The following is a 25261-nucleotide window of genomic DNA, read 5'->3' on the forward strand; positions in this document are numbered from 1 at the left end:
TAATCGTATTTATAAAAGGTACTGTATTAATTTACAGTACCTTTTGTTTTTTAAGCCGTTTTCATTACTACAAAAAAATAGCAGATCCCTTTGACAGAAATCTGCTATTAGCTGTTTTTGATAGGTAATTAAAATTTATAGGATAAAGTTGTAGCAAACTGACGAGGCGCTATCGGGTTTACACTGTAATTTTCATGTACCGTATAATTAAGTGCGTTTGTAATATTTGAAATTTTCGCTAAGATAGAAACACCTCTAAAAGTATAACCTGCCGATAAGTCAAAAGTTGTGAAACCTGCCACTGGGATAATTCTAGTTCCATCATCTTCTAACTGTTTCTGCTTATTATTCCAACCTGCGTATCTATCACCAGTATAAAATACAGAAGCACCTAATTTTAAACCTTTTACTTTATAATTGTTAAAAGTGTAAAACACACTTCCATTAGCATTATGAGGCACATTTCTTACGAATTCCTCACCTAAAACAGGACTATTATCCTTTTCTGCTACATTGGTAAACCGCATAAAGGTATAGCTATATCCTGCTAAAAAGCTCAACTGACCTACAATTTTCCCACTCAAATCAACCTCAAAACCATCGCTAGTAGTTTCACCTAAAAATTCTTTAATACTGCTGTTTGTATTTGTGGTAGAACCATCGGCCAAAAACTCTGCCTGTTGCGTTGTATTGTTGTTAATGATTTTATACACCGTAAAGTTTGCAGAGAAACGGTTTTGGAACAAATCTTTTTTAACACCTAACTCAAACTGGTTAATAATAGAAGGTTTTAAATTGTTTGCATAAATATCGGTTCCGGTATTAACTTCAAAACTATTGGCGTAACTCCCAAATAATGAAGTGGTTTTATTAGGTTGATAAACCAATCCAACTCTCGGAGAAAAAGCATCATCAGATTTTTTGGCAGCTGTATTAGTAGTGGTTATGCCGGTATTTACATCGGTAATTTTACTAGCGGTAATTCTTTGGTAGCTATATCTTATCCCAGCTAATAATTTAATTTTCGCCGTCAGGCTGATTAAATCCTGAGCATAAATTCCGTAACGGTAAGTAGGAGATTTGGTAATCTTTTCTAAAACCGCATTAGGTTCATCAATACGTGGTGTAAACTTCGTTGGGTCCAAAATATTTACCCTATCGTAAGTTGCAAAGGCTGCATAACCGTTGGTCTTCGTAGTATAACTATCGGCATCTGTACCCATTAATATTTGATGGCTAATCTTTCCTGTTTTTAGTTTCCCAGTTAAATTAAGTTGTCCATTAAAATAGTTCTCAATGCTATTTGCTCGGGTCAGTTTTCTGTCCCAATCGCCATTCTCAACAGCTTGGATACGTTCTGTAGAAAAATAATCACGATCATAATTTTGGTAGCCGGTAATAAAATTTAAATCCCAATTATTCCTTAACTCATGATTAACAGTGACAGAGGTTGTTGTTTGATCGACTTTATTATAAGCCCAAGGTGTGTTAAATGAACTTTTTCTATCAATTGTCGTAGGGATTTTGCTATTTAAAGTACCGATACCAAAATCTGGTGTGTTATTATATTTTAGATAATCTGCCTGAACCAAAACATCTGTTTTTGCACCTAATTTATACAATAAAGAAGGGTTTACATATACTTTATCCGATGATACATTGTTTCTAAAACTTCCCGCATTTTCATAAGTACTTACTACCCTAAAAGCTAAATCCTTAGAAATTGGTCCATAAAAATCAACAATTGGTTTATACATATCGTAACTTCCGGTACGTAAAGCAACCTCCCCACCAAACTCAAACTTGGGCTTTTTGGTCACCATATTTACAACAGCGCCAGAACTTACGTTTCCGTAAAGTAATGCCGCGCTACCTTTTAATACTTCTACACTTTCCAAAGTACTTGCTTCTGGCATTACCGAAGAACTTACTTTAGATCCATTTTTTAAAATATTATTACTACCCAAACTATATCCTCTCGAATAAAAAGCTTCAGAAGTACTACCTCTTGCAGTACCCAAAGCCACGCCGTTAACGTTTCTTATAACATCGCTAAGTTTGTTTACCTGCTGATCTTCAATAATCTGGTTATCAATAACCGTGATACTCTGCGGTAAATCAAACCCCTTGATACCACTTTTACCTACATTAACCGGCTTTTCATTGATTGTCTTCCGGCTCTGCACTTTTACTTCTGCCAGATTCTGTCCTTTTACAGTGAAGGCGAAAGTAAGTGAGGTATTGGTATCTCCATGTTTAACCTCTTTTTCCTGTGCGGGTGCACCAGTTACTTTTATTGTGATTTTATAATCGCCTGGCTTTACATTTGAAAACTTAAAGACCCCATTTTCGTCGGTATAGGAAATACGCTGTCTCGGACTCAGAAAAACAGTCGCATCTTCTGTTGGCTTTCCGTTAACCAGAACAGTTCCTTGAATGGAGGCATATTGTTTTTCTTCAGCTTGCGCAGTGTTAAAGGTGATTAGTAATAGAATGAGTATAATATATTGTAATCTATTTTTCATTTTCAACATTTATTAGGATTAATTCTAAATAATGACGCAAAGAAAATAATTAAAAGCTTAACCAGCAAATATTATTTATAATAAATCTAAATTGACTACTAAATAACTTATTTAAAGATATTTACATCATAAATTAGCAATACTTAATTTGTCAGGATAAAATAATTTTTTCACGAAAAAATAAACGGTTTTTTTATGTTTTCTACCTTTGAACCTTATTAGAAGCTCTTTAACATGTTTTAATATATGTTGTTTGACAATTATAAAAACCTGGCAATCATTCTCCTTTTTGTATTGGTATGCATCCTCTCCATTACCGAGATGATTTATAGTTACGCTAAGGGTAAAAACCTTTACGACAAAAAAGACACATTCATGAATATTTATCTCATGGGTGCTGCTTTTCTGGTAAATATTGCTTCACAAGGCAGTTCCTTCTTTGTCTTGGAGTTCTTTTACCATTTACGCTTTTTTGAAATCAAAGATATCTACATCTATTACTTCGTACTGTTCCTAGCTCAAGACTTTTTATACTGGTTGTTACACGCTGTAGGTCATTACAGCCGTTTATTTTGGGCAATGCATGTCACGCATCATTCCTCAGAAAAATTCAATATTACAACAGGTTTCAGGTCAACTGTCTTTGAACCCCTATATCGGATGTTCTTTTATATTCCACTCCCACTAATGGGCTTTCAAGTTGTGGACGTTTTATTTATGTATTTAGTTACCCAGATTTACGGCAACATCATCCACACCCAAGCCATCAATAAAATGTACGCTTGGTTCGAATATATATTTGTTACCCCATCACACCACCGGGTGCACCATGCTTCTAATATTCTTTATCTCGATAAAAATATGGGCATGGTTCTAATTATTTGGGATCGAATGTTTGGTACTTTCCAACAAGAACTCCCAGAAGAAAAAGTAGTGTTCGGAATTACCGAAGAATTGGGTAACCTTAACTTTAAGGACACCATTTTCCACGAGTTTAAGAACATCAGACACGATATCTCGTTATCTCCTGTTTTTAACGATAAGCTGAAATACATCTTTTATCCACCGGGCTGGAGCCATGACGGTCGTACACAAACAGCAAAGGTTTTACAGGCCCAGCTGAAAAAAAAATAATTTATTATTAAACGTTGAAAATATTATTTACATTTGCCACACAGAGAAAAATGAACACTAACACTACATATTACTTCGGTTACTTTTATTTTAGAAATAAGAGCCGGGTTTCTATGTCTTAAAATATATAAGAACTTTAAAACCCGGCCGAATAAGCCGGGTTTTTTTTTATCAAAAAAATGAGCGCAAAAAAGAGAGTTGCCATACAAGGAATCAAAGCTTCGTTTCACGAGGAAGCTGCTTTTAAGTTTTTTGGAGAAGATATTGAAACCATTGAGTGCAATTCTTTTAAACAAACTTTTCAAAAGTTAGCCGGTGGCGAAGCAGATTATGTAGTGATGGCTATAGAAAACAGCATTGCTGGTAGTTTATTACCGAATTACAGTTTATTGAGAGAGTATAATTTCCCTGTTATTGGCGAAGTTTACTTGCCTATAAAACTGCACTTAATGGCACTGTCAGGCGTAAAGTTTGAGGATATTAAAACGGTAACTTCTCACCCAATCGCTATCCGCCAATGCGGAGATTTCTTGGATGAATTTCCAAAGATAAAAGTGACAGAAAGTAGTGATACCGCGGCCTGTGCAAAAAAAATAAGAGATGAACAACTGTTTGATACCGCCGCTATTGCCAATAATTTAGCTGCTAAGCTTTACGGTTTAACCATTTTAGAGCGCAGCATCGAATCAAACAAAAAAAATTATACACGCTTTTTAATATTAACAGATAAGCAGATAGAAATCAAAAACGCGAACAAAGCGTCGTTATGTTTTCAGGTAACAAATGATGCAGGCTCTTTGGTTAAAGTATTAAATATTTTAGCCGAGCTAGATATTAATATGAGTAAAGTACAATCGATGCCGGTTTTAGGCAAACGTAACGAGTACAATTTTTACGTTGACATTGAATGGAACAAAGCGGAAAATTACGATGATGCCATCCGTAGAATAGTAAAACACACCATCAACTTTAGCATTATGGGCGAGTATTTGAGAAACGATGCTGTGTAATCAGTAAAAAGGAGTTCATTAGTCATTAGTGAAGTAGTGAGTAGTCAAAAAACAATCGATAAAAGAAAAATAAATAATAAAACAAATAAGAGTTTTAAGACGCATTCGAAATTCAATCATTCAGAATTAAAGGCATTCAATCATTCTCTCATTCAATCATTCAAAATTAAATAAATACGTATGAAACTTAACCTAAATATAGAACCATTAAGTAACTGGGCGCCGGTTAGCAATGGAAAACCACTTATCATTTCTGGACCATGTAGTGCAGAAACTGAAGAACAATTATTAGCAACTGCCCGTTTACTAAAAGCCACTGGTAAGGTAAATGTATTAAGAGCAGGAATCTGGAAGCCACGTACTCGCCCAGGAGAATTTGAAGGTATTGGTGCTATCGGTTTAGAATGGTTAAACAAAGCTAAGGCAGAAACAGGTTTCCCCATTGCTGTGGAAGTTGCAAACGCAAAACACGTTGAAGAAGCTTTAAAAGCAAAAGTTGATATCCTTTGGATTGGCGCCCGTTCAACGGTAAACCCGTTTACTGTACAGGAAATTGCTGATGCTTTAAAAGGTGTTGACATCCCAGTAATGGTAAAAAACCCAATTAATCCAGATTTATCTTTATGGATTGGTGCTTTAGAGCGTATCAACGGTGCCGGAATCACTAAACTAGCGGCTATTCACCGTGGTTTCTCTTCTTTCGAGAAGTCGGCTTTCCGTAACGAACCAATGTGGGATTTGGCAATCAGTTTAAAAACTTTAATTCCAGAATTACCAATTCTTAACGACCCATCACACATCTGTGGATCTCGCGAATTGATTCCTTTCATTTCTCAAAAAGCTTTGGATTTAGATATGCAAGGTTTGATGATTGAAGCACATATTGATCCTTCGGTTGCTTGGACAGATGCTAAACAACAAGTTACTCCAGCGGCATTAAGCGATATGATTGATGGATTTATTCTGCGTACTGCTGATTCAAAAAACCCAGACTTTGCCGATAAATTAGCAGGATTAAGGGAAAAAATTGACCAGTTAGACGATTCAATTTTTCAAAAACTGGGCGAGCGTATGAAGATTGTTGAGCAGATTGGTGAGTATAAAAGAGATAATGACGTTACCATTTTACAAGTTTCTCGTTGGGATGAAATTCTACAGAAAAGAGCTGCTTTTGGTAAGGCATTAAATCTGGAAAAAGAATTTACTGAGAAAATTTTAGAATTAATTCACAGCGAGTCTATTCGTAAGCAAACTGCAATTATGAATACCGCTAAAGCTGATTTAGGATAATGAGTTTATCATTTACCGTTAAAAGGGAAAAACTAAAAACAGAAGAAACGATAGAACTAACGGGCTCAAAAAGCGAAAGCAACAGAGCCTTAGTTTTAGCTGCATTGAGCGATGGAAAGGTTAACATCAAAAACCTTTCCTCCGCGGCAGATACTGTAACATTGGATAACATCATCAACCAGCAAATCAAAAACAACAATGCTGTTGTAAATGTTGGCCCAGCCGGTACAGCAATGCGCTTTTTAACTGCTTACCTTTCTTTACGCGGAAAAAAAGTAGAGATAACAGGAACCGAAAGGATGAAACAACGTCCGATTGGTATTTTGGTTGATGCTTTAAGAAGCTTAGGTGCTGATATTTCTTATAAAGAAGTTGACGGCTTCCCTCCTGTTTTAGTTGATGGTGCATTTCAACAAAAATCGAAACATATTGCCATTAGAGGTGATATCAGTTCTCAGTTTTTAACAGCGTTGCTATTAATTGGAAGTTCTTTACCAGAGGGTTTAGATTTAGAGATTGTTGATGAGTTAACTTCTCGTCCGTACGTAGAGATGACTTTATCGATGTTGCACCAATGTGGCATCCAATATTCGTGGAATAATGAGATCATCAGCATTGCACCACAGAAATTTGAAGAAACTACCTTAACGATAGAGCCAGATTGGAGCGCTGCTTCGTACTGGTACAGTGTTGCTGCACTTTCTGATGAATCTATTATCCACCTTCCAAACTTAAAGAAAAACAGTTTGCAGGGCGATAGCGCTATTGCAGACATCATGAGTTTGTTTGGGGTTAATACGTTTTACAACGAAGACGGAATCACGATCGAAAAAGTGACGTCAGAAATTAAACCACAGCTTTTGGATTTTAAAAAATGTCCAGATTTAGCACAAACGGTGGTTGTTGTTGCTGCAGCTTTAGGGAAAGAATTCAGTTTTACAGGGCTAGAAACCTTAAAAATAAAAGAAACTGATCGTATTTTTGCGCTTCAAACAGAGCTGGCTAAAATTGGTGTAACGCTAATCGAAACTCAAGACGGCGTTTATCAGCTAAACTGTAACGATTTACATTTTCCAAAACAAGTCAACTTTGCAACGTACGAAGATCACCGTATGGCAATGGCCTTTGCGCCACTTGCAATTGTTATTGATGAAGTTTTAGTAGAAGAAGCAATGGTGGTGGAAAAATCGTACCCTCATTTTTGGGAAGATTTTAAGAAGATAGGCTTTGAGATAAAGTAAAAAGTGGAAAGTTTAAAGTAGAAAGCTCCTATTTAGCTTTTTAAACTTTTAACATTATAAAAAAAGTTTGAAGTAAATAAGTACAGGTTTTATAAACTGAAAATCAGTTTGTAACTTTTAACTTTAAACTTTAAACCTTAAACTAACAAGAATGGCAGGAAATTCCTTTGGGCAAATATTTAAAATCACCACGTTTGGCGAATCACATGGCGCTGCAATTGGTGTAATTATAGACGGTTGTCCTTCAAATATTGAAGTTGATTTAGATTTTATTCAGCAAGAGTTGGATAAACGTAAACCTGGTCAATCCAAAATTACTACACAAAGAAAAGAGTCTGACACTTGCCAGATTTTATCTGGTGTTTTTGAAGGAAAAACTACAGGAACACCTATTGCAATCATCATCCCTAACGAAGATCAGAAATCAAAAGATTACGATCATAATAAGGATACTTTCCGTCCTTCACATGCTGATTTCACTTACCAAAGCAAATACGGCATTAGAGATCACCGCGGTGGCGGACGTTCATCTGCCCGTGAAACTGCGGCTAGGGTTGCAGCCGGTGCATTGGCCAAGTTATTTTTGAAGCAATTAGGGATTGATGTAGTTGCTCACGTAAGTAGCGTTGGTTTTATTGATGCTCCGTTAGTGGAAGTTAACAACGTTGAAGAATTTGTAAAACTCCGCGAGAGCAATATCGTACGCTGTGCAGATGCTACAACTGCTGATGAGATGATTCATTTAATTGATAGCATCAGAAAGGAAGGCGACACCATTGGTGGCAAAGTAACTTGTTTCATCAAGAATTGCCCGGTTGGTTTAGGTGAACCTGTTTTTGATAAGCTTCACGCAGATTTAGGTAAAGCCATGTTGAGCATTAACGCAGTTCACGGTTTTGATTACGGTTCTGGTTTTGATGGTTCAACCATGCGAGGTTCGCAACATAACGACACTTTTCTAACAGATAAAAACGGAAAAGTGGTTACCAAAACCAATTTCTCTGGTGGTATACAAGGTGGCATTTCCAATGGAATGGATATCAACTTTAAGGTTGCTTTTAAACCCGTTGCTACTATTATGACCAACCAAGAAACTGTAAACGCTGCTGGCGAAGCTGCCGAAATTAAAGGTAAAGGTCGTCACGATCCTTGCGTAGTGCCAAGAGCAGTAGCTATTGTTGAAGCAATGGCCGCTTTGGTAATTGCAGATCATTATTTGAGGAATCAGGTTTATAATCAAAGTTAAAAGTAGAAAGTAAAAAGCTGGTCAAATGCATTTTCAAACCTAACAAGATTTTAAATCCTGTTAGGTTTTTTGTTTTATAGGATATCCCTCTTCATAATCTCAACAAATATCGTAGATACGGAATCCCCAGGGCGAAACCAAAAATTTATTTTTTGTCCAATCATGGGAAGCTAATGAATTGAATTTTGTAGATTTGCAACGCTTTGATTAAAACGTTAACTTACATTTTAGCCCTTACAGTAATTTTTCTTTCGGCAAAACCAGCGATTGATGCAGTTCCCTTGTGGACGGAAAAGCCTCAGAGTTGTTTCAGTAGTAGTAAATGCAATCCCTTTTCTGAAAGTAAAAAAAACCAAGGCGACAATGAAATGTGCAACCCTTTTCAATCTTGCATTTCTTGTGCATTATTTTGTGTATCCGCACCTAATTTACATGCACTGAAACCATCTTTTTCAATTGAAAAGCATATCAACTATCAATCATTCGTAGCTTCTCAATTCGTTTCTGATTTTTGGCAACCGCCAAAGTTTGTTTAATAATAACTCAACCATGAGAACGAGCCATTTATTGGTTCAATTTTATTAAACTTTTAAAATCAGATAAAATGAAATATTTAAATATTTTCTCTTTGGCTATCATATTCGTATTAGCCTCAGCAACCACAACTTTAGCACAGAAAACAGAAGATAAGGCTCAAGTTATCAGTTCAACTAAAACCTTAACAACCAAAGTTAAGGGAATCACTTGTTCATCAGACCTAAAGACAATTTCGGCAAATGTTGAAAAGTTAAAAGGTGTTAAGGCTTGTAAAGCTGGAAAAACAGGTCCAACAACTGCATTTGAAGTATCGTATAATCCAGCGCTAATTACAGAAAAGGAAATATATTCCGCTATTCAAGGCACACCTGGTTGCAAAAGCCCTAACGACAGGCCATACCAAATAAAGCAGTAGTCAGATTTTAGGTAAAGCACACGCAAACTTGTGCTTTGCTTTTCCACTCATTTTACAACAGATAATGAAAATATATCTATTCATTGCTGGTTTACTGCTTCCGTATGCCTTATTTTCACAGCATATATCAGGGAAGGTGACCAACAAGAACAACGAACCATTAGTTGGTGCGAGTGTTTTTTGGGCAAACTCTACTATTGGCAAAACAGCCGACCTCAACGGTGAATTCGAACTTTCTACTAAAGATATTTCACCAAAATTATTGATAGCCAGTTATCTTGGTCATACATCGGATACGATAGAAATATCGAAGCAAAAGTCAGTCGTTTTCAAATTAAAAGAATCGAAGGCCCTTAATGAAGTTATTGTAAAAAGCCAACGCGACGGGGTAATCATTTCAAACTTATCTCCTATAAAAACCGAACTGCTTACCCAAATCGAATTGACCAAAGCAGCTTGTTGTGATTTAGCAGGGTGTTTTGAAACACAATCAACTGTTCAACCACAAACCACCAATGTAATTACCAATTCCAAAGAACTTCGTATTCTTGGGCTTTCGGGTGTTTACAGTCAAGTTTTAATTGATGGTCTTCCCATGATTCAGGGTTTGAGTTCTACTTATGGAATAAGCAGTATCCCAGGAACTTTAGTGGACAACATCTATATTTCAAAAGGCGCAAACAGTGTGTTGCAAGGCTTTGAAAGCATAAGTGGTCAGATTAATGTGGAAACAAAAGATCCTGACAAAACCGATAAACTTCTTCTAAACACCTATATCAACAGCTTCGCTGAAAAGCATTTAAACGCGAACTACACAATAAAAAATAAAAAATGGAGCAACCTTACATCGGTACATTCTGTTCAACCAGCAAGTGAATTTGACAGAGACAATGACACGTTTCTTGATTTACCGAAGTTAACCAGGTATATGGTTTTTAACAAGTTAAAATATGGGAACGAGAACGATTGGGGATGGAATAGCCGAGTAGGTTTTCGGTTTGTGAACGAGCAAAGAGTTGGCGGACAAACCAATTTTAACGAAGCTACCGATAAAGGAAGTACCGCCGTTTATGGGCAACGGTAAACATTAACCAACCTGAAGTTTGGACGAAAACGGGTTTTAGGTTAAATGACCAACATAATTTTTTGCTGTTTGCTTCCAGCTTCTATCAGAACCAAAAATCGTACTTTGGAACAACAAAATACGATGCGCAACAGACGAACTTCTACGGAAACCTACAATATGAATTAACCTATGGGAAAAACTCATTAAAAACAGGCTTGAGTTTTAGACACTTAAATTTGAATGAAGATATTGCCTTTACAGACAACACTTTGCAACGAACTTATGCAGGCAATTACCTAAAGCAGGAAAATATTGTAGGCGCATTCGCAGAAAACACCGCATTACTGAGCGATAAACTGACATGGATTGCAGGTATTAGGGTAGACGATCATAATCGATTTGGAACAAAGGTAACACCACGAACCCTCTTAAAGTACGACATTACACCCAATACAGTTGTTCGAGCAAATATTGGTACAGGGTGGCGAACGGCAAATTTATTTAGCGAAAATATTGGCTTATTGGTAAGTTCGAGAGATATTGTTTTTGTAGAAGAACTTAAGCCTGAAAAAGCCTTAAACACCGGGGTAAATTTTACCCAAAAATTCAATGGTAATCAGGTGAGCGGTTTTTTTAGTGGAGACTACTATAGAACTGATTTCCAGAATCAGATATTTCCCGACTATGATACCGACCCTACAAAAGCAATTATTGAAAATTTTACTGGAAAAAGTACCAGCAATACCTTTCAGGCTGAAGTTTACCTTAACTTCTGGCAACAGCTCGAATTTAAAACGGGATATAGCTTTTTAGATGTTTATAGAGAAATTGACGGAGCAAAAACCTTACTGCCCTTTAATCCAAGACACAAGGTGGTAACAACTTTGGGCTACAAACCACTATCAAACAAATATCATTTTGATATGAATATCCATTGGTTTGGTAAGCAAAGATTGCCGAATACGCAGGGCAACCCGCCACAGTTTCAAAGACCTGATTTTTCTGAAAACTTTATGCTTTTTAATGCCCAGTTCACTTACAAAGTGAACAAGTTTGAACTTTATGGCGGATGCGAGAACATTTTTAACTTTAGACAAGAGCAGCCAATTATAGGTTGGCAAGATCCGTTCTCCCAATATTTCGATACAAGTTCTGTTTGGGGTCCAACTCGTGGAAGAGAATTATATTTTGGAGTCCGCTTTAAAATCCCACAAAAATAAAAACGTAAGTAGCTAAGATGTTGTGTTTGAAAATCTCGCGAAAGTCCAGTTTTTAACGAGCCACAGACTTGAAATTTCAGTAGGTTTCCAGTTGTCTTGTTTATTGCATTGTTCGTGTTTAAAAGTTCTTTATAGGCGCAAGTTGAAGAACCTATCCCTGCGGAGACGAGCCTGATTTGCGCCTATTTCTGTTACCTAACTTGCTGCTCAGGTAAAGCACCATTTAAACTAACGAGTCTTACAATAAGTATGACAAGAAAATATTTTACGTAAAATTATCAGGTACCAAAATTGCATATCAGCAAATCTGTATCTTAGATAAATTATGGAAGAAAAAATCATTAAACTCCCTTTTTACCTTAAACTGGCTTGTGTGCTTTTTAGCTTAATAGCGCTTTCGTACATCATGATTGTGGGGAAAGAAATACTTTCTCCATTAATTTTCTCCTGTATATTTTCAATACTGCTATTACCATTGGCTTCTTTTTTTGAACGGAAGCTTAAATTTCCAAGAGCAGTTGCTGCAATTGTAGCGGTCATATTATTCTTGACAGTGATTATTTCGGTTTTATACGTTTTGGGAAATCAATTGAGCGACTTGATAAACGATTGGCCTCAGTTTCAAAAACAGCTAACGGTTTCTATCAACAGTATTCAGGATTGGATAACTAACACATTCCACATCAACGCCAGAAAACAGTTGGATTTCATCCATGGATTAACCACAAAAATGCTGGATTCGGGAACGGCAATTGCCACAACAACCTTGCTTTCGTTATCGTCAACCTTACTTTTCTTCGTATTTACATTTATCTACACGTTCTTTTTTCTACTTTACAGAAGATTGATTAAGCGTTTCTTTATCCGCGTATTCCGCGAAGAAAATGCAACATTAGTACATGACATTATAGAACAAGTGCAGTTTATGATTCGCCAATACATCATTGGTATATTCTTTCAGCTGACTATTGTTTCGATTGTAGTATGTTTAGCATTTTGGATTTTAGGAATAAAATACGCCATACTGCTAGGCTTGATTACCGGTATTTTCAACATTGTACCTTACCTAGGGATTTTTACCGCCTTAGTAATAAGCACCCTGATTACTTTTGCAACTTCTGGCGCTTTGGGAACAGTAATGATTGTCGCAATTATTATAGTTGCCATGCATTTGGTTGATAGCAATATTCTATTGCCTTTGATTGTGGGTTCTAAAGTAAAAATAAACGCATTGATTACAGTTTTAGGCGTAGTTGTGGGCGAATTAATTTGGGGTATTCCCGGCATGTTTTTATCCATTCCGATAATTGCGGTAATTAAAATTATTTTTGAAAGAGTAGATAGTTTTAACGCTTGGGCGATTATTTTGGGCGACGAGGAAAAAGAAGATGTTTAAAAAAGTTGGACTATTTGAAGCAACCGTAATTTATGAGAGCAAATTTTTTAAACCAGGACATGGATTAACCATTCCCCAAATAGGTGTAATTACTTATCCCGGTGCATTTTCTAATAGGTTGGATATTGGTTTAATCCAACATGAATTTGGGCATATTTTACAATGGCGTAAATTGGGAAGTCTAGGGTTTTATTTCAAAATTGGTTTTCCGAGTTTATGGAGTGCTATAAAAGCGAGTTTGGTAAAACGTTATTTTCATCAAAATCATCCTGTTGAGATAAATTCCAACCTACTGTCTTACGAGTATTTCAACAAACCAAATAACTGGGATTTTAAAAGGTTTCCAATTGCATAGCTTTATGACAAAGGCTTAAGTTTATAGCCCGGATAGCAACGGCACCCCGTATCCGCTGGCGGTGCGGCGTATAGTGAATAGCCGGAACTTGCTTTCAAGAAAAGGAGAAAAAGAGTTGCTACTAAAACACGGAAATTTTAATGGCATTTGTTTTGTAAGCTATTGATTAAAATATTAAATCATGAAAAGAAATAATTTATACTTAATAGCGATTGGTTTAGGTTTAACTGTTGCTACGGCTTGTAATAATGAAGCTAAAACGGACAATAACGCCGATACGGTTGTGGTTGAGAAAAACACCACGACAACTGTTAAAGAAAACACAACAACTACCGACGCGGCTACGGAGACAAAACCTTCAACATCTGTAACGGTTGGTGGCGGTGGGGCAGCAGTTACCACCAAAACAACAGATGTAAATGTGAATAAAGACAGCATATCGTTTAAAAAACGATAGTTTTTCTATTAGAAATTAATTAAGATGCCTTTAGGATGATAAATTCTAAAGGCTTTTTTGTGCTTTCTATCTAAAAAAACCATTTTTTTTAAATGTTATAATAAACTCGCAAAACAATTTTCTTAATGTGATATTTGTAAGCTATGGGCTATAAAAGTTTGCGAGACTGCGTTGATGATTTAGAGAAACATGGTCATTTAATTAGGATTAAAGAAGAGGTTGACCCTTATTTAGAAGCCGCTGCCATTCACCTGCGGGTTTACGAGAAACAAGGTCCAGCTTTGTATTTCGAGAACTTGAAAGGGTGTAAGTTTCCTGCGGTTTCTAACCTATTTGGAACGGTGGAACGTAGTAAGTTTATGTTCAGGGATAGCTTAGAAAAGATCAAAACCTTGGTTACGCTAAAAAATGACCCGATAAAAGCAGTTAAAAATCCACTGAAATATGCTTCGGTCTCTTTAACGGCCTTATCTGCTTTGCCGATGAAAGTAGGTAAAAGCGCTCCTATTACTTTTTCAAAATGTAAAATATCAGATATCCCAGGCATTGTAAACTGGCCAATGGACGGAGGGCCTTTTGTTACCATGCCACAGGTTTATACGGAAGATAGCGACGAGCCGGGTATTATGAACGCCAATTTAGGAATGTACCGCATTCAGCTAAACGGAAACGATTATATATTAAATGAGGAAATTGGTTTGCATTACCAACTGCACCGTGGTATTGGTGTGCACCAAACCAAAGCAAATGCTTTAGGCAAACCTTTAAAGGTGAGCATTTTTGTAGGCGGACCTCCCTCCCACCCTTTGGCAGCGGTTATGCCATTGCCAGAAGGTTTATCTGAAATGACTTTTGCAGGTGCATTGGGCAACCGAAGATTTAGGTATTTGTATGATGAAGAAGGTTTTTGCCTTTCTGCAGATGCTGATTTTGTAATTACAGGAACGGTTGAGCCTATGCAAAACAAACCTGAAGGTCCATTTGGCGACCATTTAGGTTATTATAGCTTAACGCATCCATTTCCGTTAATGAAAGTACATAACGTCTACCATAAAAAAGACCCGATCTGGAGTTTTACCGTGGTTGGTCGCCCGCCACAGGAAGATACTAGTTTTGGTGAATTGATTCATGAAATTACTGGTGCTGCTATCCCAAAAGAGATTCCGGGTTTACATGCAGTAAATGCTGTTGATGCCGCTGGCGTACATCCGCTTTTGTTTGCGATTGGCAGCGAACGTTATACGCCATATCTAAAAGAGCGCAAACCTCAGGAAATTATCACCATTGCTAATCACATATTGGGAAAAAACCAGTTGAGCTTAGCCAAATATCTATTCATCTGTGCAAAAGAAGATTATCCGGATTTAGACATCTACGATATTAAAGCCTTTTTTACGCATATTTTAGAACGTATCGATTTCACCAGAGATCTACATTTTTACACCAAAACCACCATTGATACGCTTGATTATAGCGGTTCGGGATTAAACGCTGGTTCTAAAGTTGCAGTTACCGTTGCCGGCGAAGTGAAGCGTAAACTTTGGGAAGCGTTGCCAGCTTCTTTTTCTTTACCTGCTATTTTTAATAGCTGCAAAATGGTGATGCCTGGTATCTTAGCTATTGAAGCACCCAAGTTTGTTAGTGAAGAAGAAACCGTAAATGCCATGGAGATTTTAAACCAGCATTTAAAAACCAGCGATTTAAGCGGTTTAGGTTTAGGTTTAATTGTACTTTGTGATGATGCTGAATTCGTTGCAAAAAACGCGAATAACTTTGTATGGGTTACCTTTACGCGGAGCAACCCCGCAGTAGATATTTATGGGATTGACAGCTTTATCGAAAATAAACATTGGGGCTGTAACGGTCCAATGGTTATTGATGCTCGTGTGAAACCACATCATGCCCCACCTTTAATCATGGATGCTACCGTGGAAGCTAAGGTTGATGAATTGGGGAAGAAAGGTGGCTCGCTTTATGGGATTATTTAAACACCTTATATAATTTGCCGAATAGAAAACCAAACATGATCGAACATTTAAAAATCCGGCAATACCAACTTGAAGACAAGGAAATATTGCTTGATATTTTAAAACTCAATGTGCCCAATTATTTTGCTCCTAGCGAAATTGACGATTTAGAATCTTATCTGGATAACGAGATTGAGCATTATTTTGTTGCCGAACTCAACAGTAAAATAGTTGGAGCTGGTGGAATAAACTTCGAGAACAATTATACAATTGGTAAAATAAGCTGGGATTTTATAGCTCCAGATTTCCAAGGAAAAGGAATAGGTCAGAAGCTATTGGCTCATCGAATAAATTTCCTGAAATCCATTCCCTCTGTTGAAAATGTTTTAGTAAGAACCTCTCAGCATGCTTATAAATTCTACGAGAAAAACGGATTTGTTTTAAAAGAATTCCAAAAGGATTATTGGGCGCCAGGTTTTGATCTTTACAAGATGGTGATTTAAAAAGACTTGACTAATAAAATTTGAATTATTATAATACGAATTTGGAAATACAAAAAACCCTTCCACGATTATCTCATGGAAGGGTTTTAATTTATAGGCTTGCTTAGCTTAAAAATTAAGCAGTAGCAACCAACCTATTTACACTACGGTAAACGTATGAATTAAATATATGGCGACGGGCAAAACGTCCTCTAGAATCTGCATTTACCAATTTCACATAAACTGCTTTTGGTACATCAAAATACTCGTATTCGTTTCCATCGTGAAACCAAATTTTCAAAACCTGAGATTTAAACTCAAAATCCGTAATATTCGATTCATTAATGGTTGTGGTATACTCCTCTAAAGACTGACTTCTGGTTTCTGGCGCAATACTTACCAAAAAATGATAAGCTTCTATAATGTATTTACTGGTTTCTTCCGCTTCTGCTTTACTTTCTTCACTATCCTGAAATTTATCTGGGTGCCACTTTTTCATCAGTGAACGGTAAACCACCTTTAAATCCGCAAGGGTAGCTTTTTCTGATACTTCTAAAAACTTACGGTAATCAACAATCTTTTTCATAAAACAATTTCAAATCAATTCTAAAACTTGCTGATTTAGCGTATTAGTTTTAGAAAATAATTTTGCAAAGGTAGGTTTTTTAAACTCCTAAAGTGAAGAAATTTCGATTATGATTTCAAACGTTAAAAAGCACTAGTTTTTTGTCAATTCTCCTCGGATAGAGTTACTTAAACGACGGATCAATCGATCACGCGGATAATCACGACCTAAAAGGTACATCAGCTTGGTTACCGCAGCTTCAAAAGTCATATCGTAACCGTTAATTACACCCATTTCTTTTAAAGCACTACTTGTAGCGTAACGTCCCATTTCAACCGAACCAACCTTACATTGCGAAATATCTAAGATAATTTTTCCTTTATCAATGGCACTTTTAAGCTTATCCAAAAACCATTTTGCCGTGGTGGTGTTACCAGTGCCAAAAGTTTCCATAATAATGGCTTCCGCATCCGAATTCAATACACTATCCACAATTGCTGGGCTAATACCGGGGTAAAGTTTGAGTACAGCAACTTTATTGCTCACGTTGGTATGCACCCTTAAAACCGGGTTTCCCAATCGACCAATAACAGCGTCGTGATATTTTATATGTACACCGGCTTCTACTAAAACCGGATAATTTGGTGATCTAAAAGCTTCAAACTTTGCAGAATTATACTTGAAGGTTCGGTTTGCCCGATAAAGCTTGTTCTCAAAATAAATACAAACTTCGGGCACACGGGCCTTTCCGTCTTCCGTTTTTGCCGATGCGATCTCTAATGCGGTGATAAAATTCTCTTTTGCATCTGTACGAACTTCAGAGATTGGCAACTGTGAACCAGTAAAAATAACAGGCTTACCCAAACCTTCTAACATAAAGCTTAAAGCAGAAGCGGTAAAAGCCATCGTATCCGAACCGTGGAGGATTAAAAAACCATCGTGGTCGTCGTAATTATCTTTGATCAGTTTTGCTAAAAAAGCCCAAATTTCGGGTGTCATATCAGAGGAATCAATAATTGGATCGAATGAATAAACGGTTAATTCGTAATCCATTCTCCGTAACTCCGGAACATTCTCAATAATCTGTTCAAAAGTAAACGGTTTTAATGCTCCTGATGAAGGATCTGTGATCATACCAATGGTTCCGCCGGTATATATCACAAATATTTTAGTCATTTTAGCTAAGGGTTTTGATGAACCGCAAATTAACGCTTTAAGATTTAGATGCCAAAAACTTTATGCGAATTGGCAGTAGTTATTTCGGCAACGTGTTCCAAAGTCGTTTGTTTCAAATCGGCTATTTTTTCTGCAATATGAATAAGGTACGAACTTTCATTGGGCTTACCCCGATGTGGACTTGGTGCCAGATATGGCGAATCAGTTTCTAACACCAGATTACTCAAATCCAATTGCTCCACCACTTTGTCCAACCCTGCTTTTTTATAAGTAACTACCCCTCCTATTCCCAAATAAAATCCTAGCTCGATTGCTCGGTTGGCCTGCTGTAAATCGCCAGTAAAACAATGAAAAATTCCTCTCAATTTATCATCATTCTGTTGATCCAAGACTTCAAATACCTCATCAAAAGCATCACGGCAATGGATTACGATTGAAAGATCTAAAGATTTTGCCTGCTCAATCTGCTTATTAAAAGCATCTTGCTGTTGTTGTAAAAAAGACTTATCCCAATATAAATCAATTCCAATTTCTCCAATTGCATAAATTTTATTCGATCCGATTGCTTGCGCAATTAGACCTAATTCTTCCTCGTAATTGTCCTTTACATCACATGGATGCAAGCCCAACATCGGAAAACAGTTTTCTGGATAATGTTCTGCTAATGCTAAAACTAAAGGAATAGACTTACTATCTACATTTGGTAAAAACAAGCGTGATATATTGTTATCCAAACAACGGTTCAATTGCGCTTCCTGCTTTTCGGGATCTGTTTCGTAGTAAATATGTGTATGCGTATCTGTAAGTATCATTAATCAAAAATTGCTGACGCAAATTTATGATTAATCATTAACCAAAATGTTTAATTGATGTAAACTGATTTTGCTTGGTACGTTTTTTGGGTTTAAGCATCAAAAAACTAGTAATGAAACTCATAACCAACCTATTACTGATTACTACAATTTCTATTAGTATCTCATGTACTCAAAACCCAAGGAGTAACCAAAATAAAATGGAAACAAAGAAAGAAATAGACAGCATAAATCCAGAGTTTTCTTACAAACCTGAAATTGAAGATTCTTTATCTTCAGTTAAGTCTGACGAAAAAACTTACGTTGCGAATAAAAAAGCTGGAAAACATCCAATTTCACTCCAGTGGATTGGTTGGGATATCCGAGGAAATGTTGAAGTAACACCTATGAACGATGAATGGTACCGCATTAAAGGTTCTCAAAAAAACAAAGCTGGAGATTATTTAACCATCGATGGAAAAATAAAAAGAATCAGCAAAAAAGAACTTGAGTTTGATGGTACAATTATAACTAAAGTAAGCCATAACAATAATAGTGAGCCATGTGTAAAGGAAGGCAAACAGTCTTTTTTCGCAAAAGACGACAGAACCTATTTTAGATTACAAAATATGACAAACTGTGAAGGTGGAATGTTGGTAGATTACGTTGATATTTACGCAGGAACAAGTTCTTTGTAGCTAGATCAAACTATGCCCGGTAAATAAATTATAAATCAGCTTTAGCGCAAAAATGATAATTAAAACGCCTGCAATTCGGTTTAGGTTTTGGATAGATTTCGCTTTAATCTTATAACGTAGTTTGTAAGCAAAATACGCTTTTAACGTATCCATTGCGAAAAGTGTAATCAATATAGCCCCAAAAAACGGTATAATTTGTTTGGAGGTAAGTTCGCCATAAAGAGAATACACACCGCTAGACACGCTTACCCAATACAATAAAATAAAAGGATTAAAAATGCACATGAAAAATCCTTTAAAAAAGTAACCCGCATGTTTAATTCGCGACGATTCTTCCACAAAATTAATTTCTACCTTTTTCAACAAATAGTATAGGCCAATGCTCATTAAGATCACGCTACCCACCACACCAATTGGCAACCTATATTTACTCTCAAAACTTAATAAGGAAGTCCCAAAAAGGGTAATGGTCATGTAGATAAAGTCGCTGACTACCACGCCACCTGCAAGTGAAAGCCCTGCGTAAAAACCTTTTTCAATACTGGTTTTTATCAACGCAAAAAACACGGGTCCTGTTAAAAAAGAAAGCACAATTCCTAATCCGATTCCCGAAATAATAAGTTCTAGCATTAACCTTTTTTATGATTGCGTCTTAAGCGAAGATGCGATTTTCAAAAACAAAAACACATTTTTAATTGAATTAAACGTATATTTTTGATATAAAATTGCTTTGGCAGAATGTATTGTTTTTATCTTCGTCTCAGTTTTATAACGTAAAATTCTAAACATAACATTTTGAAATTAAGTTTCGATACCATTTTCATGAACTTAGCTTCTGATTTGGCGTTCCGTTCACACTGTGTTAAAAGGCAAGTTGGTGCAGTTTTAACAAAAGACACTCGTATTGTTTCTATAGGTTATAACGGCCCGCCACCCGGTACACATAACTGCGATGAAGAATGGCCAGAGGAAGGTTGCCCTCGCGATTCAAGAAACAGCTGTTCGCTAGCTTTACATGCAGAAGAAAATGCAATTCTTTATGCGGTAAAAAACGGAACACAAGTCCAAGGATCTACCTTATACACCACGCTTTCCCCATGCATAGCATGTGCTCGGTTAATTCTATCATCAGGAATTAAAGCTGTTTATTTTAAAGAATCTTACGCCTTATATAAAGGTTTAGCGAATGACGAGGGCGTTGATTTCTTAAATAAATTTGGCGTTAAGTGCGAGGTTTTGCCAACTGGAGCTTAATTACAACATCTAGACCTTCTATAATTTTATTAACGCTTGCACAAAAGCCACGCTAACAACTCGTTTGTTCTCTATGCTGTCAAGCATCTATTGCTTGCGATCATGGATAAGCTGTAATCCAAAACAGAAATTTAAATTTGCTGAAAATTTCTAGCAAAACTTATTGTAATTTATTTAAGAAGTTTCATATCTTCGTTTAACTACGAATCAAAGTTCGATAAACTAAACGAGCTCCTTTGAAATATAAACCTTAAGATGAAATCCTTTTTTATAACTACACTCCTTAGTTGCGTGGTGTTTTTTTTGCTACCACAGGCAAAAGCGGCAGATACGCTTCACGTAGTAACACATAACCGCGTTACAGTGGTCACAGATCCCTCACAAGGATTCAATTTATATAAACGCTGGGGAAAATTCCCTTCCGTAAAAGAGCAGATCCGCCAAATAAAATTAAAAGTAAAATTTGCTTGCCCAGATAGTATGCGCTGTGCCGATTGGGATTATAAAGACCATATCACGATCAAACGCACCGGTGGAAAAAATGGCACTTCCAAAGACTATGAAATTGGACGTATGCTTACCCCGTACGGAGGAGCTTTTAATAAAGATTGGAACTTTGAATGGGAGATTGATGTTACCGATTTCACCATGCTTTTGCGTGATTCGGTGGAGATTGAATATAACCATACCGGTTGGGAGCCTAACAAAGACCGTGGCTGGAGCGTTATCCTTGATTTTGAAATTATTAAAGGAAAACCAGCTTGGGAGCCGATAACCATTCAAAAAATATACGATGGATATTTCCGTTACGGCGATAGCCTAAACAGTATTGAAAAGGAATTGAAACCCATCACATTTACCGCCGATGCCAAAGCAGATTTTGCCCGTTTAAGGGTTGTACAAACTGGACATGGCATGGATGAACCCGATGGCTGTTCGGAGTTTTGCAATAAATACAGAGAACTGTGGTACGATGGAAAGCTGATAGATGTTAAATCTGTATGGAAAAAATGTGGCGACAATCCTTTATATCCCCAAGCCGGAACTTGGATTTACAACCGAGCCAACTGGTGCCCAGGCAATTTAATGCAACCAGATATTTACGACTTAAAAACTAAGCAAGGTGGCAAACATATTATCGATCTGAATATGCAACCTTATATAGCTCGCAATCCCAGCGCAGACGAATCCATCACTGCTTACCTTATTCAGTACAAAAAAGCATCAGCTTATGATGTAGCTATCGAAGCTTTGCCAGTTCCATCTTTAAAAGATGCGTTCCGCAGAAAAAACCCCGCCACCATCAATCCAATAGTAAGGGTAAAAAATATGGGGTCCGAGCCAGTAAACAAACTGCGGATTCGTTATGGTACGCTAGGTTACCCCACAAAATTTTATAACTGGAAAGGAGTAATTGAACCTACAGCTTCCACGGATATTATACTGCCAGGCACTGTGGAAGGTAAAGCTGGAACAAATATATTTGAAGCAGAGCTACTTAACCCAAATGGTAAACGAGATACATGGCCTGCCGACAATAAGATGAAAAGCATTTTTGAATCAGCACCAGTACTTGACACCACGCTTATTGTTTACCTTTTAACCAATAACCAGCCAGAACAATCCAGTTGGGCAATCTACAACGAAAACCTTAACATCGTCAAAGAAAGAGCATTAGGAACATTAAAAGCAAATACGGTTTACCGCGATACCCTTAACTTATCTAATGGAAATTACCGCTTTTTATTAGCAGATACAACAGGTGATGGTTTGGAGTTTTGGGCAAATCCAAAAGGAGGCAGAGGCAAGGTTCGGCTTTTAAACAAAGAAGGTTTAATGATTAAAGATATCGAATCTGATTTTGGTTCGTCTTTTCAATATGACTTTACAGTTGGGAAAAAACCAACGCCCATTCCAGATGCCGTTTCCATCAGTTCGTACCCTACATCTACCAAGACTACGCTCGATTATTTCGCTAACGCTTCTGCTGATGTAAAAGTTCAGATTATTACCGACCCAGGAGACAAAATAGTAGAAGAACACCATTATCCCGACCTGAGAGAAGGGATATTTACCTACAATCTGGACAGATTTCCTAAAAGTCGTTATTACATCAAAGTATTTGTAAACGGTGCAGAGAAGTTTAAAAAGAGAATTCGCCTAAAAGAAAGATAAACCATCATGAAAAAACTCTTATTTCTTATTTTAACTGCTTTAAACTTAGTTTCCCTGCCACTATTAGCACAGCAACAGGTAAATGCAGATTCTATCCGAAACAAAATGCAATGGTTTGCCGATGCCAAACTGGGAATTTTTATCCATTGGGGAATTTATGCGGTAAACGGTATTGATGAAAGCTGGAGCTTTTACAATAAAAAAATCAGCTATCCAGATTATATGAAGCAGTTAAAAGGCTTTACCGCTTCAAAGTACGACCCCGAAAGCTGGGCCGCATTAATTAAAGAAAGTGGCGCCCGTTATGCGGTAATTACCACCAAACATCACGATGGTGTAGCACTTTGGCCAACCAAACAGAAACATTTTAGTGTCGTAAAAAACACTCCTGCTGGTCGTGATTTGTTAAGCCCATTTTATCAGGCTTTGGATAAACAAGGAATTAAAAGAGGCGCATATTTTTCTTTGATTGATTGGAGTCACCCAGATTATCCGGGCTTCACGAAAGACAGTACACGTTATAAAATCAGTGATGACCCCAAGCGTTGGGAGCGTTTTCAAAAATTTTATCAAGCCCAGCTAAAGGAAGTTTCGACAATGTACAAACCAGATTTATGGTGGTTTGATGGCGATTGGGAGCATAGCGCAGCAGAATGGCAAGCTGCTACGGTGAGAAAAAATCTACTGAGCGCTAACCCTCAAACAATCATTAATAGTCGTTTAACCGGTTATGGCGATTATGAAACACCAGAACAGAACTTTCCAGTAACTAAGCCCAAATACAATTGGTGGGAACTATGCATGACAATTAACGGAAGTTGGGGCTATCAACCGCAGGATACCGCTTGGAAAACACCCTACGAGGTTATATCCATCTTTGCAGACGCTGTAAGTAATGGTGGAAATCTCTTATTGGATATCGGTCCACGAGAAGATGGAACAATCCCAAAAGAAGAAATTCATGTTTTAAAAGAGCTCGGAAAATGGAATCAGAAACATGGCGAAGCAATTTTCAACACCCTCGGAGGAATACCTCAAGGGCATTTTTATGGCCCAACAACCTTATCAAAAGACTCTACCACATTATATCTTTTTCTTCCGGCCAAAACCAGTGGAAGTTTAATGCTAAAAGGGTTGAAAAACAAAATTAAAAAAATTAGAGTGCTGGGTTCAGATAAGCAACTTCAACATAAAGTAGTAGGGAAGATATCTTGGAGCCCCGTACCCGGCTTGGTTTATATCGATGTTCCAGCAACGGTTCACGATGAGTACATGACAGTTTTAGCGGTAGAGCTAGATGGTTCTGTTGAGCTGTACCGGGGAAAAGGAGGTTTGCAGGAATAACCTCAAAAAAAGTAAAAACAGTTCAGTACAAGTTCTTCTCTCTACCGAACATTTAAACAACATTACGACTCTTCAAAAAAGCTTAAAAAACACGAATAATTAATTTTGATATGCGATATCTTTTTATTTTTTCCATTCTCTGTGGCTACGCTACGATAGCCAGTGCACAAACCACCGGCTTTTCTACCCAAAACCTAGGTAATATCTTAAATGCGTCTGGTTACGAACTCAGCCTGCTTGAAGCCAAAGAAAGCACCAAGGGAGCCCGTTTCTTTCTAAGCAAATGGCTAAAAGGAACGGTTACTGCCATAGATGGTACATTGGTAAAAAATGATAGCGTTCTATACTATTTTGATAAAATTTCGTACAACCTTTATTATACCTATGACCATAAGCGGACTATGAAAGTAGAAAACAAAAATATACGCTCTTTTATACTGCAAGACGGCAATATCAATCATTCTTTTAAACGGATGGAGTTAATTAAACCAATTGTTTTCTTCGAAACGCTTGTTGAAAATACCACTAAATATTCTCTGTATAAAGAAACAGCTACAGAGTATAAAAAAGCAGATTACATGAATCATGGAATGTATGAAAGTGGCAACCGTTTTGATCAGTATATTGATAATTTTCGCTATTACATTGTTTTACCTGGCGAGAAGGCATACAAACCGATATCTTTTAAAAAGAAATCTCTGGAAGAAGTATTTGATGGAAGTGACGCAATATTTAACCCCTACTTTTCCAAGCATAAAAGAGAACCTATAGATGAAGATTTTTTGATAAGCTTAGTTAATCATTTAAACACCGGTAGCTAATGGAATTCTAGGTTTTTCCCGTCTTTTATTCATTGTAACCGATAATCGCCCAAATTGCTATAAAGTTTTTGATACAACAACAAGTTTCACCACAGA

23 protein-coding genes are annotated in these 25261 nt (G+C 36.9%); 18 read left to right on the forward strand and 5 right to left on the reverse strand.

Annotation, left to right across the window (positions count from 1 at the left end; all coding sequences use genetic code 11):
• Positions 1-128: 128 nt before the first annotated feature.
• The gene (locus tag B176_RS0113665) at positions 129-2525 is read right to left on the reverse strand and encodes a TonB-dependent receptor (protein ID WP_026063346.1); all 2397 of its coding nucleotides are present in this window, start codon (positions 2523-2525) and stop codon (positions 129-131) included.
• A 246-nt stretch (positions 2526-2771) separates the two neighbouring features.
• Between B176_RS0113665 and B176_RS0113670 the strand changes: the two genes are divergently transcribed.
• The 13 genes from B176_RS0113670 to B176_RS0113730 all read left to right on the forward strand — a co-directional run bounded on the left by B176_RS0113670 (position 2772) and on the right by B176_RS0113730 (position 16362).
• Entirely contained in the window at positions 2772-3659 is an 888-nt protein-coding gene (locus B176_RS0113670) for a sterol desaturase family protein (protein ID WP_017259387.1), read from the forward strand.
• A gap of 179 nt (positions 3660-3838) precedes the next feature.
• Entirely contained in the window at positions 3839-4669 is an 831-nt protein-coding gene (locus B176_RS0113675; protein ID WP_017259388.1) for a prephenate dehydratase, read from the forward strand.
• 180 nt (positions 4670-4849) lie between these two features.
• Positions 4850-5959 (forward strand): chorismate mutase, encoded by a 1110-nt coding sequence (locus B176_RS0113680; RefSeq protein WP_017259389.1) that lies wholly within the window; start codon positions 4850-4852, stop codon positions 5957-5959.
• Complete coding sequence (gene aroA, locus B176_RS0113685; protein WP_017259390.1) at positions 5959-7200, forward strand: 3-phosphoshikimate 1-carboxyvinyltransferase; 1242 nt, start codon at positions 5959-5961, stop codon at positions 7198-7200. Before B176_RS0113680 ends, aroA begins: the two co-directional genes overlap by 1 nt.
• A gap of 151 nt (positions 7201-7351) precedes the next feature.
• Positions 7352-8446 (forward strand): chorismate synthase, encoded by a 1095-nt coding sequence (aroC, locus tag B176_RS0113690; protein WP_017259391.1) that lies wholly within the window; start codon positions 7352-7354, stop codon positions 8444-8446.
• Between the two features lie 604 nt (positions 8447-9050).
• Positions 9051-9398, forward strand: coding sequence for a heavy-metal-associated domain-containing protein (locus tag B176_RS0113700; RefSeq protein WP_017259393.1), 348 nt, complete (start codon positions 9051-9053; stop codon positions 9396-9398).
• Positions 9399-9462: 64 nt separating this feature from the next.
• Entirely contained in the window at positions 9463-10482 is a 1020-nt protein-coding gene (locus tag B176_RS21290; RefSeq protein WP_202803352.1) for a TonB-dependent receptor, read from the forward strand.
• Between the two features lie 62 nt (positions 10483-10544).
• On the forward strand, positions 10545-11684 hold the full coding sequence (locus B176_RS21295) for a TonB-dependent receptor plug domain-containing protein (RefSeq protein WP_237739834.1): 1140 nt from the start codon (positions 10545-10547) through the stop codon (positions 11682-11684).
• Positions 11685-12009: 325 nt separating this feature from the next.
• Positions 12010-13080 carry an AI-2E family transporter gene (locus tag B176_RS0113710; protein ID WP_017259394.1) on the forward strand — a complete coding sequence of 357 codons (1071 nt, stop codon included), beginning with the start codon at positions 12010-12012 and terminating at the stop codon, positions 13078-13080.
• Entirely contained in the window at positions 13073-13435 is a 363-nt protein-coding gene (locus B176_RS0113715; protein WP_017259395.1) for a hypothetical protein, read from the forward strand. Before B176_RS0113710 ends, B176_RS0113715 begins: the two co-directional genes overlap by 8 nt.
• Before the next feature lie 181 nt (positions 13436-13616).
• A complete protein-coding gene (locus B176_RS0113720; protein ID WP_017259396.1) occupies positions 13617-13892 on the forward strand; it encodes a hypothetical protein in 276 nt (91 codons plus the stop codon).
• Between the two features lie 143 nt (positions 13893-14035).
• Complete coding sequence (locus B176_RS0113725) at positions 14036-15880, forward strand: UbiD family decarboxylase (RefSeq protein ID WP_017259397.1); 1845 nt, start codon at positions 14036-14038, stop codon at positions 15878-15880.
• A 35-nt stretch (positions 15881-15915) separates the two neighbouring features.
• Positions 15916-16362 (forward strand): GNAT family N-acetyltransferase, encoded by a 447-nt coding sequence (locus tag B176_RS0113730; protein ID WP_017259398.1) that lies wholly within the window; start codon positions 15916-15918, stop codon positions 16360-16362.
• Between the two features lie 115 nt (positions 16363-16477).
• Here the strand turns inward: B176_RS0113730 and B176_RS0113735 are convergent, their stop codons facing one another.
• The 3 genes from B176_RS0113735 to B176_RS0113745 all read right to left on the reverse strand — a co-directional run bounded on the left by B176_RS0113735 (position 16478) and on the right by B176_RS0113745 (position 18894).
• Positions 16478-16927: a KTSC domain-containing protein gene (locus tag B176_RS0113735; RefSeq protein WP_017259399.1), complete on the reverse strand. Its 450-nt coding sequence runs from the start codon at positions 16925-16927 to the stop codon at positions 16478-16480.
• 132 nt (positions 16928-17059) lie between these two features.
• Complete coding sequence (locus B176_RS0113740) at positions 17060-18082, reverse strand: asparaginase (protein ID WP_017259400.1); 1023 nt, start codon at positions 18080-18082, stop codon at positions 17060-17062.
• Positions 18083-18126: 44 nt separating this feature from the next.
• A complete protein-coding gene (locus B176_RS0113745; RefSeq protein WP_017259401.1) occupies positions 18127-18894 on the reverse strand; it encodes a TatD family hydrolase in 768 nt (255 codons plus the stop codon).
• Positions 18895-19007: 113 nt separating this feature from the next.
• Between B176_RS0113745 and B176_RS0113750 the strand changes: the two genes are divergently transcribed.
• Positions 19008-19571 carry a hypothetical protein gene (locus B176_RS0113750; protein WP_154647989.1) on the forward strand — a complete coding sequence of 188 codons (564 nt, stop codon included), beginning with the start codon at positions 19008-19010 and terminating at the stop codon, positions 19569-19571.
• Here B176_RS0113750 and B176_RS0113755 read toward each other — a convergent pair whose 3' ends face one another.
• Positions 19572-20201, reverse strand: coding sequence for a LysE family translocator (locus B176_RS0113755; RefSeq protein ID WP_017259403.1), 630 nt, complete (start codon positions 20199-20201; stop codon positions 19572-19574).
• A 192-nt stretch (positions 20202-20393) separates the two neighbouring features.
• On the opposite strand from B176_RS0113755, the gene B176_RS0113760 reads away from it, so the two are divergent.
• From B176_RS0113760 to B176_RS0113775, 4 genes are all read left to right on the forward strand, one after another.
• Complete coding sequence (locus tag B176_RS0113760; RefSeq protein ID WP_017259404.1) at positions 20394-20825, forward strand: deoxycytidylate deaminase; 432 nt, start codon at positions 20394-20396, stop codon at positions 20823-20825.
• Between the two features lie 255 nt (positions 20826-21080).
• Entirely contained in the window at positions 21081-23000 is a 1920-nt protein-coding gene (locus B176_RS0113765) for a peptide-N-glycosidase F-related protein (RefSeq protein WP_017259405.1), read from the forward strand.
• 6 nt (positions 23001-23006) lie between these two features.
• A complete protein-coding gene (locus B176_RS0113770) occupies positions 23007-24344 on the forward strand; it encodes an alpha-L-fucosidase (RefSeq protein ID WP_017259406.1) in 1338 nt (445 codons plus the stop codon).
• 110 nt (positions 24345-24454) lie between these two features.
• On the forward strand, positions 24455-25165 hold the full coding sequence (locus B176_RS0113775) for a hypothetical protein (protein ID WP_017259407.1): 711 nt from the start codon (positions 24455-24457) through the stop codon (positions 25163-25165).
• Positions 25166-25261: the final 96 nt, after the last annotated feature.

This window comes from Pedobacter arcticus A12 (genome assembly GCF_000302595.1).
GTDB classification, from domain to species: Bacteria; Bacteroidota; Bacteroidia; order Sphingobacteriales; family Sphingobacteriaceae; genus Pseudopedobacter; species Pseudopedobacter arcticus.